Annotated in this window: 13 protein-coding genes and 1 tRNA gene; 8 read left to right on the top strand and 6 right to left on the bottom strand. The window is 31.7% G+C overall.

All coding sequences use genetic code 11. The annotated features are described in order from the left end of the window. The first annotated feature begins 167 nt into the window (after positions 1–167). The 6 genes from ACKTTV_RS00530 (at position 168) to ACKTTV_RS00505 (ending at position 4,387) form a co-directional block, all read left to right on the top strand. Positions 168–530 (top strand): four helix bundle protein, encoded by a 363-nt coding sequence (locus ACKTTV_RS00530; RefSeq protein WP_408028845.1) that lies wholly within the window; start codon positions 168–170, stop codon positions 528–530. Between the two features lie 38 nt (positions 531–568). Further along, on the top strand, positions 569–1,786 hold the full coding sequence (locus tag ACKTTV_RS00525; protein WP_408028844.1) for a molybdopterin molybdotransferase MoeA: 1,218 nt from the start codon (positions 569–571) through the stop codon (positions 1,784–1,786). Positions 1,787–1,926: 140 nt separating this feature from the next. Then, positions 1,927–2,289: a four helix bundle protein gene (locus ACKTTV_RS00520; RefSeq protein ID WP_408028843.1), complete on the top strand. Its 363-nt coding sequence runs from the start codon at positions 1,927–1,929 to the stop codon at positions 2,287–2,289. Between the two features lie 39 nt (positions 2,290–2,328). Continuing rightward, positions 2,329–2,802 carry a cyclic pyranopterin monophosphate synthase MoaC gene (gene moaC / locus ACKTTV_RS00515; protein ID WP_408028842.1) on the top strand — a complete coding sequence of 158 codons (474 nt, stop codon included), beginning with the start codon at positions 2,329–2,331 and terminating at the stop codon, positions 2,800–2,802. Between the two features lie 38 nt (positions 2,803–2,840). Beyond that, on the top strand, positions 2,841–3,971 hold the full coding sequence (locus ACKTTV_RS00510; RefSeq protein WP_408028841.1) for an NTP transferase domain-containing protein: 1,131 nt from the start codon (positions 2,841–2,843) through the stop codon (positions 3,969–3,971). Further along, positions 3,968–4,387, top strand: coding sequence for a c-type cytochrome (locus ACKTTV_RS00505; RefSeq protein ID WP_408028840.1), 420 nt, complete (start codon positions 3,968–3,970; stop codon positions 4,385–4,387). Before ACKTTV_RS00510 ends, ACKTTV_RS00505 begins: the two co-directional genes overlap by 4 nt. A gap of 151 nt (positions 4,388–4,538) precedes the next feature. Here the strand turns inward: ACKTTV_RS00505 and aqpZ are convergent, their stop codons facing one another. The 3 genes from aqpZ to ACKTTV_RS00490 form a co-directional block, all read right to left on the bottom strand. Next, positions 4,539–5,225 carry an aquaporin Z gene (gene aqpZ / locus ACKTTV_RS00500; protein WP_408028839.1) on the bottom strand — a complete coding sequence of 229 codons (687 nt, stop codon included), beginning with the start codon at positions 5,223–5,225 and terminating at the stop codon, positions 4,539–4,541. 385 nt (positions 5,226–5,610) lie between these two features. Then, the gene (locus tag ACKTTV_RS00495) at positions 5,611–6,216 is read right to left on the bottom strand and encodes a helix-turn-helix domain-containing protein (RefSeq protein WP_408028838.1); all 606 of its coding nucleotides are present in this window, start codon (positions 6,214–6,216) and stop codon (positions 5,611–5,613) included. Positions 6,217–7,262: 1,046 nt separating this feature from the next. Then, positions 7,263–7,853, bottom strand: a complete 591-nt coding sequence (locus ACKTTV_RS00490) for a GNAT family N-acetyltransferase (protein WP_408028837.1) — start codon at positions 7,851–7,853, stop codon at positions 7,263–7,265. A 252-nt stretch (positions 7,854–8,105) separates the two neighbouring features. Here ACKTTV_RS00490 and ACKTTV_RS00485 point away from each other — a divergent pair, with 252 nt between their 5' ends. Then, complete coding sequence (locus tag ACKTTV_RS00485) at positions 8,106–8,726, top strand: hypothetical protein (RefSeq protein WP_408028836.1); 621 nt, start codon at positions 8,106–8,108, stop codon at positions 8,724–8,726. 61 nt (positions 8,727–8,787) lie between these two features. On the opposite strand, the gene ACKTTV_RS00480 is transcribed toward ACKTTV_RS00485, so the two are convergent. Together ACKTTV_RS00480 and ACKTTV_RS00475 are read right to left on the bottom strand one after the other, a co-directional pair. Next, positions 8,788–8,861: transfer RNA gene (locus ACKTTV_RS00480), tRNA-Ala, on the bottom strand. Between the two features lie 250 nt (positions 8,862–9,111). After that, positions 9,112–10,461 carry an MATE family efflux transporter gene (locus ACKTTV_RS00475; RefSeq protein ID WP_408028835.1) on the bottom strand — a complete coding sequence of 450 codons (1,350 nt, stop codon included), beginning with the start codon at positions 10,459–10,461 and terminating at the stop codon, positions 9,112–9,114. Between the two features lie 233 nt (positions 10,462–10,694). Here ACKTTV_RS00475 and ACKTTV_RS00470 point away from each other — a divergent pair, with 233 nt between their 5' ends. Continuing rightward, complete coding sequence (locus ACKTTV_RS00470) at positions 10,695–11,675, top strand: helix-turn-helix domain-containing protein (RefSeq protein ID WP_408028834.1); 981 nt, start codon at positions 10,695–10,697, stop codon at positions 11,673–11,675. A gap of 149 nt (positions 11,676–11,824) precedes the next feature. On the opposite strand, the gene katG is transcribed toward ACKTTV_RS00470, so the two are convergent. Beyond that, positions 11,825–14,104 (bottom strand): catalase/peroxidase HPI, encoded by a 2,280-nt coding sequence (gene katG, locus ACKTTV_RS00465; RefSeq protein WP_408028833.1) that lies wholly within the window; start codon positions 14,102–14,104, stop codon positions 11,825–11,827. Positions 14,105–14,624: the final 520 nt, after the last annotated feature.

Below are 14,624 nucleotides of genomic sequence, written 5' to 3'. Positions count from 1 at the left end.
GTTGAGTGTTGAGTGTTGAGTGTTGAGTGTTGAGTGTTGAGTGTTGAGTGTTGAGTGTTGAGTGTTGAGTGTTGAGTGTTGAGTGTTGAGTGTTGAATTTCGCTAGCTCAATTAGTGAAAATAGTGATAAATGCTTTATTTTTAGGGTTAGTAAAAAAATTAAAGAGATGAAAAAGAGTATTGTTCAAAGCAAAAGCTTTCAGTTTTCGTTAAACATAATTTCCTTGTTTTCAAAACTACAGAAAGAAAAAGAATTCATTATTTCAAAACAGCTTTTAAGAAGTGGAACTTCAATAGGAGCAAATATTGAAGAAGCAATGGCAGGTCAGAGTAAAAGAGATTTTATTGCCAAGATGTCTATTTCTTCAAAAGAAGCTAGAGAAACTAGATATTGGTTATTACTATTGAAGGGAAGTGATTTAACTCAAATAAATGTTTCTTCACTTTTAAAAGATATAAACAAATTAATACGATTGTTAACATCAATTGTCAAAACATCACAAGAAAACCTTGTAAAAAAACAAGTGTAAAACTTTAAAATTCAAAACTAAAAACTTAAAATTTATTCATGATCACAGCAGAAGAAGCTAAACAAATCATATTAAATCATACGCAAGATTTTGGAATTGAAGAAATTCCTCTATTAGAATCTATCGGAAGAGTTTTAAAAGAAGATATTGTAGCCGATAGAGATTTTCCTCCATTTAACAGGGTTGCCATGGACGGAATTGCCATCAACTATCGGTTTTTTGAATATGGAGTTCGCGATTTTAAAATAGAAGGTGTTCAACCCGCTGGAGCACCGCAAGAAACTTTGGACAACGCTGCTCATTGTTATGAAGTTATGACAGGTGCTGTGCTTCCAAACAATGCGGACACTGTTATTAGATATGAAGATGTATCGATAGATACTTTAATGGCAACGGTTACCGTTGATCAAATTAAAGAAGGACAAAACATACATACACAAGGTTCGGACAAGCCTAAAGCAACAATTTTAATTAAAAAAAACACGATTGTTTCTCCTGCAGAAATAGGTGTGTTAGCAACTGTTGGTAAAACCACTGTAAAAGTTGCTAAACAGCCAAAAGTTATGATTATCTCTACAGGTGATGAACTGGTTGAAATAGATCAAACTCCTTTAGCTCATCAAATTAGAAAGAGCAATGTGTATACTTTGGTTTCACTTCTTCAAAACTTAAATATTCCTTCAGAAACAGCCCATTTAACGGATAATAAAGAAATACTCTCTGCTAAAATTGCTGAATACATAAACACCTACGATGTACTTATTTTTAGTGGAGCTGTAAGTAAAGGTAAATTCGATTTTCTACCTGAAGTATTATCGGAATTGGGTGTTCAAAAGTTATTTCATAGAGTTTCACAGCGTCCTGGAAAACCTTTTTGGATGGGAGTTGTTGATAACCCCGATAAAAACAACACAGCTGTATTCGCATTCCCTGGAAATCCAATATCCACTTATGTAAACTGTATGGTTTATTTCAATCCATGGTATACCAAAAGTGTTCAGGTATATCAACCAGTAAAAACAGCAGTACTAAGCGAAGATGTTGACTTTAAACCAAGTCTAACGTATTTTTTACAGGTAAAATTATCTTCCGAAGAAGGACAACTAATTGCAACACCTGTAAAAGGAAATGGTTCAGGAGATTTAGCAAGTTTAGTTGAAGCTGATGGATTTATTGAGCTTCCTAAGCAAGATGAGTTGACTTATAAAAAAGGAAGTGTTTTTCCAATATATAGCTATCGCAGTGTTGAGTGTTGAGTGTTGAGTGTTGAGTGTTGAGTGTTGAGTGTTGAGTGTTTGTGAAGATTCCAATAATAACTTAAAATTCAAAACTTACAACTTAAAATTTATCACAAATACTTAACTTTATGCATGAAAAAGAACTAAAAATTAGAGAGATGAAAAAGAGTATTGTTCAAAGCAAAAGCTTTAAGTTTTCGTTAAACATAATTTCCTTGTTTTCAAAACTACAGAAAGAAAAAGAATTCATTATTTCAAAACAGCTTTTAAGAAGTGGAACTTCAATAGGGGCAAATATTGAAGAAGCAATGGCAGGTCAGAGTAAAAGAGATTTTATTGCAAAGATGTCTATTTCTTCCAAAGAAGCTAGAGAAACTAGGTATTGGTTATTATTATTGAAAGAAAGTGATTTAACCAAAATAAATGTTTCTTCACTTTTAAAAGATATAAATGAATTGATACGATTGTTAACATCAATTGTCAAAACATCCCAAGAAAACCTGTTAAAGAAACAACAATAAAACTTTAAAATTCAACACCGAAAATTCAAAATTTACAAAGTGAGCGATTTTACACACATAAACGAAAAAAATAATCCTAAAATGGTGAATGTTTCTGATAAGAAAATCACTAAAAGAACGGCAATAGCAAAAGCTACCATGTTTTTAGGAACCGAAATCATTAGTCAGTTTACTAATGATGAACTCATCACCAAAAAAGGACCTGTTTTTCAAACAGCGATTATTGCTGGAATACAAGGAGTAAAGAAAACTTCTGATATTATTCCAATGTGTCATCCTCTATTGATTAATGGAGTTGATATTGATATTTCTGTGGTTGATGACCTTCATATTGAGGTAACTTGTAAAGTAACTATTGAAGGAAAAACTGGAGTTGAAATGGAAGCCTTAACAGGAGCTTCAGCCACTTGTTTAACTATTTATGATATGTGTAAAGCTATTAGCCAAGACATGATAATTAAAGAAGTTAAGTTAATAGAAAAAACTGGTGGTAAATCAGATATTAAAAAATAGTACGAATAAACGAGCAATTTAAATTCTTCAACATAGAAATGCAAAAGCATAAAAAACACGCTAATTTAACAAGAAAGTATAACGATAATTTTGCACCAAATGAAGTTGCTATTTTAGGTGCGAAATGTAGCATTATTACCAACTTAGTTTATCAGGTAGCTAAAAAACTTTCTAATTATAATATTGGTTATTTCGATGCCTCTCATGCCAAGGACATAGATGTTAACACCCTGTCTGAATATACTTTTCATCATGAGGGAAATTTGCAATTAAGCACTCGTTCTTATATTAACAAATATGACCAACGACTGCAGTTTTATAATCATGATTTTGTTTTCATTAATGGAAATCATTATCAAGGAGCAAAACAGGTTCTTATTTTAGACAATGAAAAAGAAGCTTCAATCAAAAAACGTTTAGATCAAATAACGAATATTGCTTTTGTTATTAAATTAAATGAAGACTCTAAATATTTCGATTGTTTGGTTGAAAAATTCCCGCAAATTGAAAATATAACGAGTTACGGAATTGATGATGTTGATAAGATTACAAATCATATTAAAAACCTTATTGAAGAGCGAATTGCAACAGTAAAAGGTTTGGTTCTTATTGGTGGGAAAAGTACAAGAATGGGAACTGATAAAGCAGCTCTAAATTATTTTGGAAAACCTCAAAAAGAACATATTAAAGAGTTATTAGAAGATTGTTCTTTGGAAACCTTCTTCTCAGTACAACCTTTCGAATCTGCTCAAGATGAACTTAATAAGGATAACGAAATTCAAGATACCTTTTTAAACTTAGGTCCTTTTGGTGGAATTTGCTCGGCTTTTCAAAAAAATCCAAACACAGCTTGGTTGGTTTTAGCAACTGATGTTCCTTTTGTGGATGAGAAGATTATTCAACTTTTATTAGAAAATAGAGATCCAAGCAAAGTAGCAACTGCTATTAAAGGAAAAGGCAAAGAATTTCCTGAGCCTTTAATAACTATTTACGAGCCCAAAGCATACGGAAAGCTCTTACAATATCTAGCTCAAGGATACTCTTGTCCAAGAAAAATGTTAATCAATTCAGATGTTAAGGTTATTGAAATCGAGGATAACTTTATAAGAAACATAAACACACCCGAAGAATTCAAAGCTGCTTCTAAAGAAATTAAAGCTGGTTTATGAATTTAAAAAACAAAATGTTGCTTTCCTATGGTATGGCTTTTTTAGTAACTATTTTAACGGTTCTTTATTCTTTTATTCCTTCTGAATCTTACAACCAGGGAGCTGATATTAAACCTTTTTGCGGAAACGTCAACACTCTAACAAAAAATGGTAAAGAAGGGAAGAAAATTTTTAGAGGTATTTGCGCTACCTGCCATAAAATCAATAAAAAATTGGTGGGACCAGCTTTAATTGGTCATAAGCTTGATACTATCTATTTTGTTAGGTATGTTTTAAATGAAGAAGAGCTACACAAAAAAAAGAACAAAAAAGCTCTATCCGTAAATAAAGAATATAAAAATGTAAACTTTAATCATCAATTCAACAATTTAACAGAACAAAATGTTCTAGATGTAATTGAATACATCAGTAATTAAGATAAATACCAAAAAACAGTCTTTAATTATTAAAAAGTAGGTGATTTTATCTACATAAGTGAAAAATAAGTAGTGGTAAACTCTGTTAAACCACCTCCATTTGAGCAAAAATGATGATCTATTTATTTACCACTACTCATATAAAATATATTTAGTCGTTTTCTGGAGAAATCATCTTGTAAACAAATCCAGCTAAGATTGCTCCAACAATTGGTGCAACAACAAAAAGCCAAAGTTGTTCGGTTGCCCAGCCTTGTACAAATAAAGCCTGACTAATACTTCTTGCTGGGTTTACAGAAGTGTTCGTTACAGGAATACTTATTAAATGAATAAGTGTTAGTCCTAACCCAATCGCTAAACCCGCAAATCCTTTAGGCGCTTTTGAATGAGTAGCTCCTAAAATTATTATCAAAAACATGAAGGTCATTACTATTTCTGTGACCAACGCAGCAAGTAAGCTATACCCACCTGGCGAATGTTCTCCATAGCCATTAGCAGCAAATCCGCCTATTTCAAATCCTGCTTTTCCAGTTGCAATTATATACAGGATACCAGCTCCAGCGATACCTCCTAATATTTGAGCGACAATGTAAGAAATAAGCTCTTTTTTATCAAAACGCCCCCCAGCCCAAAGTCCAATAGATACAGCAGGGTTCAGATGACAACCTGAAATATGCCCGATGGCATATGCCATCGTAACAACAGTTAAACCAAAAGCTATTGCAACACCTACAAATCCAATACCAAGTTCGGGATATGCTGCTGCTAAAACAGCACTTCCACATCCTCCAAGTACCAACCATAAGGTTCCTATAAATTCAGCTACTAATTTTTTCATTTTTTGTTATTTAAAGTTTATAATAGTTTTTGTAGTAGCTAATTCAGTATAAAATTTTTTGATAACGATAAAGAAGCAAAAACATATGTTTGGACATTATTCGATAATTACTACCTATTAATTGAAGTGAAAATCGACCAAATTACCTTCTATGTTTTTTACTTAACTTTTTTAAATATAAGTAAATATAACCAATTACGCATTCGGGATAAATTTTACTTCGAGTAAAGTTTCATAAAGCAAAATGGCATTTAAAAACAAGAAGTTTTCAGGCTTTAAATATTTCTTAATACAATTTCCACTTATACCAATCTTAAATACCAACATATAGCAGTTTCATTTAACCCTAATATTGGCGTTTATAGAGAATCATTGTATTTTAATTTTAACTTATATGTTCTTTTCTAAATTGCGTAGGCGTTGAACTAGTCAATTTTTTAAAAGCATAATAAAAGGCGGCTTTACTATTAAACCCAACATCAATGGCTATTGCAAAAATAGTATCAGGTTTCTCAACCAAAAGTTTCTTCTTAGCCTCTTCAATACGATAGGTGTTAATATAGTCTGTAAAACTCATTTTTTTATTCTCATTAATCGCCTGAGAAACATATGGAAGGGGGCAATTTAACCTTTCAGAAATGGTATTTAGTTTTAATTTTTGAGATAGATATAGTTTTTCCGAAACAACCAATTCATCTATTTTTTGAAATAGTTCAGATGAGTTATTTAAACTTGAATGTTTATACTTTTCTGTTGTATTCAAATCACTATAATCTCCTGTTAAAGCAAATACTGGAAAATACATTAATGAATACACCAGTACAAAAAAGAATAACGTATAAAAAATGGGTTCAATTTTAAATAGCTTTGGAATTAATTCATAATTAAACCAAGCCAATACCACCTCTAACAATATTGCCAGTATTAAAAGAATATTCGCTTTTAATAGTACTTGAATCCAATTAAAATGAATTTCGCTTTTATTACTCAAATCAATAACTAAATTATCTTTTCTAAATAAGAGCGATGACTTATAAAAAAAGTATAGATTAAATAAGCAGGATAACATAAATTCTATTTCGAAATAGATTAAAAACCTAGAATGATTTATCCCAGCGATTCTATCAATTTGTGGAACTGAATAGAAAAAGAACAGCGTTTTAATAATTGAAAAAAGCACCAGAGCAAAAATCCACCTTCCTTCTTTCGGGCACTTCTGATTTAAACATAAACACAATGAAAACTTATAAAACAAAAAACCGATTAAAGGAAATAATAAATACGATAAAAACCACACAAATAAAGGCAGTTGATGTTTGTTTGCAGTGGTAAAAGTATCTAATGAAAGTAATGAATAAATAAAGGTAACAGCGCCCAAAGAATAACGAACGCATTTATTTTTCCCTATGTTATTCTTCGTTAAAAAGATAAACAAGGTTAAAAATGCGCCTAACAAAAAACTAATTTTCGGAAAAACACTCATAACAGCCCCCTCTCTTTACTGATTCTTTAATAAAACTCATTTAGATAGTCTCATGACTAAGAACTCCATATGAGTTTACTTTCTAGCTTTATAAAGTTAGACATTTAAATTAAAAAAAGATGTCAGATTTTATAAAACAACACTTATAATGAAATAGTTACACCTAACTTTATTCAAAAAAATATAAATCTTCGAAATGTAAACACATTAATTCCTTAACGTTTCCCCACAGCAAAAGCTATTGTCAATTGACAATAGCTTTTTTTACTTTATAATCTATCCTTAAAAAAAATGAACAGTTGGAACACGTAAAATTCTAGTATTGCTAATACAGCAGATAAGGTAAATTACTAAGTGTACTATCTTACTTTATAAAAACAGACTTTTTATAATAAAAAATACGTCTTACTTTATAAAATGGAGCCTTTAAGCAAAGATTTACTTTTAATATTGTCTTGTATAACAAGGAATCCCTAAAGGTTAGCAAAGAATTAAATTTCCCCTATTTCCCCTTGTCCGATCTCATAAAAGCTATTGTTTTGAACAATAGCTTTTTATTTATTTAAATTCTTCCTTAAAAAATATAATGGGTATTGAAGTTCTGACGTTTCTTTAAAAATCTCAAATCCGAAATATTGATATAAATCCAAATTCTCTTTAGTAGTTGTTTCAATAATAACAGGCAAAGTACTATCCTTATAATACTCTTGAAGGTTTTTGATTAAGCGAAATCCATGCCCCTTTCCTCTTTCATCTGAATAAGTTCCTAAGATCATCGGATGAATATGAGGTTCTTTGGTATGATATTTCTTTAAAGCCAATTCTCTTTTCAACACTTTCACCACATTCATCAAACCAATACATTTCAATGCTAATTTAAAATCCCAAAGAACTGTTTGTAAAGTTATTTTTTTGGTATGTGGGTACTGAATTAAAGCGCAGGCCTTTCTATTATCAGATAAGAAAACTTCTCCAAAACGAAGTGAGTTGTTGAATAAGTATTCCATTAGAACCTGAAGACGTTCTCTTCGTTTTGCATCTTGCTTTACCACAAAATTAATTGAGTTTGGAATAGTAATTGGCTCAAAGGCCGAAGTCAAAATATCTACGATAAGTTCTTTATCCTTTTTTGTAGCTTTTATCATAAAAAGATGTATTCCTTGCGAATATAGAAAATAGATGAAACCCATCATCAACCCAAAATAAAATTACCTTTAATATTTTTTGAATGTTTACACTACCAACTTAAAAACATGATAAACAAAACATTAAAATCTCTCTTACATAATTCCTCATTAAAACCTACTCAATTCTAAATGTATTTTCTTCAATTATGGCACGCTTCTTGGTTTCAAAAGGAAAACTTTTAAGAATTTTATTTAACCAACTTATAAATTATGAAAACTAAACAACTACTACTACTTATTTGCCTTATTTTTTCTTTTGTGTTTGTATCGTGCTCAAGCGAAGAAGAAATAATTGATAGTTATAAATTAGCCATAAAAGTTACGCACCAAGGACAACCTTTAGAGAATGCATCTGTTCGCATTTATGAATCTATAAAAGATTTACGAAACAAGGAAAACCATCTTTTTGAAGGGAATACCGATAAAAATGGCTTTATTGAATTCAAAGAAAATATTAACCCTGATTTATACTTCGCAGATATAACAAAACCAGAAGAATGTTTGAGCAATCGATTTTCGGTAAATGCTATAAAATTCGAAAATTATCAAGTAGTCCCTACATCAATTCACCCTTCAGATCATTTCATAGAAGAACTTGAAGTCGAAAAAACCATACCTTTAAAATTAAATAATAAAACAGGATTAGGTTTACTTATTTACACGTACGGTGAGTCAACCGATTTTATAGAAAAAGATGAGATATTTTTTTACGATGCGTTTCCAATAAATACACCGGAGAAAGTTGAAATTAAATTTTTAGACAACAATATTTCAATAGACCATATTACTCAAGGCAGCTGTGACGAAATAACTACGTACGAACTTCGTTAAATACACTTTTAACCTTTATTGAATGAAAATAAAAAAACCTGCAAAATTGCAGGTTTTTTTGTGGAGAAGGCGGGGCTCGAACCCGCGACCTTTTGACTGCCAGTCAAACACTCTAGCCAACTGAGCTACATCCCCATTTTACTTAAAAAATTGCCTTTAATATCTTCATATACTAAAAACCTATTTAAGTAGCTCCTTGAGAGTAAAAATACAATTCTTTCTGACAACAAAAAAAATGAAGCGAGATAAATTTATCTCGCTTCCTATTGGCCATACCCTTCAAAATATTTCTAAGCTAAATTATATCAGAAATGGCCTGCGTATTCTCCATAGTTCTAAGTCACCTCAATTTAAGTTAATCCCTTTTTTTAGCAATTTTAATCAATCAAGTCTGGTTAAGTTTTTTAAATGATTTTACTATAAGTATCAAAATCCAAATGGTTATTACAACATCTATTAAGGTAGAACCATAGTACACTCCTCCAATGCCCCACCATTTAGGAAGTAAAATCATTAATGGAATGTAAAAAAATAGTTGTCTTGCCAAGGCTATTATACTTGCAGGTTTAGGGTTTTCAATAGCTGGAAAATAAGTTAAAGCCATAAATACTAAAGGCAAAAACGGTAGTACCACTACATACACTCTAAAATGTAAAATATTGAGTGATGAAAAAGTTGCATCAGGTAACATTAAACGAAGGCTTTGCTCTGGAAATAATGTTAGTAATATCCAAAAAGGAAGCACAAATAAAAGTCCTGTTTTTGTAAATAATTTAAAGCTATTCTTTATTCGTTCGTAATTCCTAGCTCCATAATTAATACCTACAACAGGTTGCAAAGCTCTCATTAAACCGAATAGCGGCGTCATTAAAAACATTAAAATTCTGTTCGCTGAAGCAAAAAAAGCAAGATCACTCGAAGTACCATAATTAGCAATAGCATTCAGTACAACTATTGACTGAATTAGACTCATTAAAGCCATAATAAACCCAGGGAATCCTGATTTCAAAATATCGCTAAATATTTCTTTTTGAAATCCTATTGCATTAATATTTACCTTAAATGAAGCTTTTCCCATTTTAAAATATAAGTACCCTACTAAGCAGTAAATAACCATTCCAATATTGGTTGCCCATGCGGCTCCCTCAACACCTAAATCGGCATATTTGATTAGTATTGGTGTTAGAATTAAATTAATGACCAAGCCATAAATCATCATAATGGCAGCCGTTTTCATTCGTCCTTCGGCTCTTACTATAAAATTAAGTCCAAGGCCATAAACCCAAAAAGGTGCCGCTAATAAGGTTGTTTTTAAATAGTCACTCCCGTAGGTCGTTATAATGCCTGATCCACCCATTAATTTTATTAATTCATCAGAATAAATAAAAGTAGGTATTGTAAATATTAGGGTGGAAACAAGCATTAAAAACGTAGCATTAGATAAAATTAATTGTTGTTTGTTTGTATCCTTTTTTCCTATAGCGATACTTAATAAATTGCCGGCACCAGTTCCTGCCCAACTCCCCAATCCAAAAGTAATTGATGTAAGTGGATAGGCTAGTGCAACACCAGATAATGCTTCTTCACTCATTAATTGACCGATATAGACAGTATCCATAAATGCATTTAAACCAAACATAACCATAGCTATAATAGCAGGTAGTGAAAGCTTCCACATTACTTGCTTTATGTTACCATTTAATATGAACTCCTTTTGTTTTAGTTTTAAATCCATTTTGACAATCGATATTAAGTTGGTCTTCTAAAATGTTTTATAAATCAATTCCTTTTGCCTCTCAAACGACCAGAGTAAAAGCAGGTATTGTATTAAATTTTAACATTTTAAAATGACAACAATCTTATTTAGATTAATTTTAAATAACTATTTTTGAAAGACAAATGTAGAAGTATTATACTCATCCGTTAGTACGCGAAACGTAAATTTCCGTACGCCAAAAGAAATAAATTATGGGGTTTAAACTTTATTCAGATGATATTCAAGAAATAGTTTTCGAATCAGGGCAATACACCCATTCTATTGATAGTGTGGGTACACAAGAACTTGAAATGTCATATGACTTTAAGGTTGCCAATGGTTGGTTTAAAGAAATTATTTTAGATAATTTTAGAATTAATATAACCAATAGTAACCTTGTAGAAAAAACAAACTTATTTTTTGAGTTTACTGACGAAACTGTTGAAATGCACTTTACATTACAAGGTAGTTTTACAACCTCTGTGAATGCCATAAAAAAGGAATACGCTGCTAATAGCAATACGCATAATATTTTCTACTGTAATGATATTAAAGGCAATATAGAATGGTCGGGCTCCGAAATGTATGTGTTTGAAATAAACTTACTCCCTTCTTTTTTTGAAAAGTATTTACCTGAAGATTCATTTTTTGAAAACTTTAGAAAAGCCATAAAAAATAAAGAAACCTCTTATTTAAATAATCAAAACTACCCTATAACCTCTAATATGCGCTTTATTATTCATGAAATTATCAATTGCAAATGGAAGGGGAAATACAGACAAATATTTCTTGAGTCCAAAGTATTGGAGTTGTTATTACTACAAGTAGATCAAATTAAAACGCTGAACCATCGTTTTTCTTCATTTAAAACTCCAAAAGTTTTGATTGATAAAATGCATTATGCGAAAGAGCTTATTTCAAAAAGAATAAACGACCCTATGAGTCTAGCACAGTTGGCAAGAGAAATTAACACCAACGAATGTACCCTGAAAAAAGAATTCAAAAATGTTTTTGGTACCACTGTATTCGGATATATCAATGATACCAGAATGGAAGAAGCTAAACAAATGCTTTTAAATGAAGAGTTAAGTATAAAAGAAATTTCTGAGAATATTGGCTATAAGAACCCTCAACATTTTTCAACAGCTTTTAAAAAGAAGTTTGGAATTAGTCCAAGCCTTCTAAAATCTTAGCTCTTAAGCTTTCCTGAACACCATAAATTCCATTGAATTTGGGTACTTAATAAAGAAGAACTCATTTAGACTTTTTGAGTTCAAAGTAAAAACCTCATGCAAAAAATTGCATGAGGTTTTTTTATTAGCCATACCCTCTGACGTATTATTTATGATTTAATATCGAATCGATCTAAGTTCATTACTTTTACCCAAGCATTTACAAAATCCTTTACGAACTTCTCTTTTGCATCGCTACTTGCATATACCTCGGCTATTGCTCTAAGCTCAGAATTAGAACCAAAGATTAAATCTGCTCTTGTTGCTTTCCATTTCACATTTTCAGTTCCTCTTTCTTTGCCCTCAAATTCTAGTTTATCTTCAGAAATTGGTTCCCAAGATGTACCCATATCCAAAAGGTTCACAAAAAAATCATTTGTCAAAACCCCAGGGTTATTGGTAAGTACTCCGTTTTTAGAATTATTAAAATTGGCATCTAATGCACGCATTCCTCCTACTAAAACAGTCATTTCAGGAACGGTTAATGTAAGTAACTGTGCCTTATCAACTAATAATTCTTCAGTTTTTAGTGTGTATTTTTTCTTCTGATAATTTCTAAATCCATCTGCCATTGGCTCCAATACAGCAAAAGAACTAGTATCTGTTTGCTCCTGAGAGGCATCCATTCTTCCTTGAGTAAATGGAACCTCAACTGCATACCCAGCTTTTTTAGCAGCCTCTTCCACAGCTGCAGAACCACCCAATACAATTAAATCAGCAATAGAAACTTTGGTACTGTTAGCTTTGTTAAAATTCGATTGAATTTTCTCGTATGCAGCTATTACCTTCTTTAATTGCTCGGGGTTATTACTCTCCCAATTTACTTGTGGCTCTAATCGAATACGTGCCCCATTAGCACCTCCTCTTCTATCCGATCCACGATACGACGAAGCTGAAGCCCAAGCTGTTTCTATTAATTGATTTGCCGGAATTCCTGAATTTAAAATTGCCTTTTTTAATGAAGTAATATTTTCTTTAGAAATTGCTTTTTCAGAGGCAACTGGTATTGGGTCTTGCCAAATAAAGTCTTCCTGTGGAATTTCTGGTCCTAAATATGTTGTTTTAGGTCCCATATCTCTATGCGTTAATTTAAACCATGCTTTAGCAAAAGCTGCGTCAAACGACAATGGGTCATCTAAAAACTTTTGACATACCTTTTTATACTCAGGATCAAATTTCAATGCTAAATCAGAAGTTAACATTGTTGGTCTATGTCTTTTATTTTTATCAAAGGCATCTGGAAAAACTTCACCTACATCTTTAGCCACCCATTGATGAGCCCCAGCAGGGCTTTTTGTTAACTCCCAATCATTCGTAAATAATGTATTTAAAAACGCATGACTCCATCGAGTTGGGGTTGGTGTCCAAATAACTTCTAAACCAGAAGTTATAGCATCCTTTCCTTTTCCTGATTTATAGGTACTCTTCCATCCTAACCCTTGTTCTTCGATACCAGCAGCTTCAGGCGAAGCTCCAACATTGTCCGCTGGTCCTGCTCCGTGTGTTTTTCCAAATGTATGCCCCCCAGCAATTAGCGCCACTGTTTCTTCATCGTTCATTCCCATTCTACCAAAAGAAATTCTAATATTCTTAGCAGAAGCTAATGGGTCAGGATTTCCATTTGGTCCTTCTGGATTCACATAAATCAATCCCATTTGAACTGCCGCCAACGGATTTTCGATCTCTAAATCTAGTTCTCCTTTTTCGTTTAATCTTCTACTTTCTAACCATCCCGATTCAGACCCCCAATACACATCTTCTTGTGGAACCCAAACATCTTCTCTACCTCCTGCAAAACCAATTGTTTTCAATCCCATCGATTCAATAGCCACATTACCAGCCAAAATCATTAAATCCGCCCAAGAAATTTTCTTACCATACTTCTGTTTAATAGGCCATAATAACCTTCTAGCTTTGTCTAAGTTTCCATTATCAGGCCAGCTGTTTTGTGGTGCAAATCGCTGTAACCCCATTCTCGTTCCTCCTCTTCCATCACCTGTTCTGTAGGTACCAGCACTGTGCCACGCCATTCTAATAAACAACGGTCCATAATGCCCATAATCTGCTGGCCACCAATCTTTCGAATCCGTCATTAGTTTTGTTAAATCTGCTTTTAAAGCTTTGTAATCTAACTTACTAAATTCATCAGCATAGTTAAACGTATTTCCCATTGGGTCGCTTAATGCTGAATTTTGTGCTAACACATCCAAATTCAATTTATTAGGCCACCAATCTTTGTTTAATTTCTTTTCAGAAATTTGTTCTTTTTTATGCCCTTTGTCAAATCCAAAAGGGCATCCTCCTCCTTCTTCTTTCTCACCTTGGTTTTGTTTACCATTACATGAGAAGAATAGAATAGCAACGAATGCGCTTAATACTATTTTATTCATTTTTAAACTATTAATTGATTTAGTTCAAAACTATATATAAATCAACTATAATTTAACCTAAAACTATAGATATAAACTATATTAAAATACGTAAAAACAATAAAAAACTCTGAAACAAACAGTTAGATCAACTAGTAAAATGAATTTAATAAAAAAAGCCAGAAAAATAGTCTTTATGTTGGACGTAAATTTTGAGAAATAGAGAATTTATAACTACTTCTGGCTTTTTTAATCATATCAAGAAAATAACATCTAACATTTTTAATAAAAATAAAAGTCATGGTATGCAGTACTTTCTAGCGTTATTTACCCCAAATACTCTTAAAAGTATATGCTTCCTTTTTAATCTTTTTCATAACAACCTTCCCATGTAGATTCGGCAAATTTTCCTTTTTAGCAAATTAATTATTTAAACATTAGTCTATTTTCTAGTAAAACTGGGTTCTCCATAAATTCATGCTTTTAAATTCTCTATTTTTTTCTTTCCTTTCTTCAGAAATTATAACAGTACAAAGCAAGT

The sequence above is a fragment of the Tenacibaculum xiamenense genome (assembly GCF_964513065.1).
Taxonomy (GTDB): Bacteria; Bacteroidota; Bacteroidia; order Flavobacteriales; family Flavobacteriaceae; genus Polaribacter; species Polaribacter xiamenense.
Note: the sequence above shows the minus strand (reverse complement) of the source record. Positions and strands in the feature narration are given on the sequence as shown.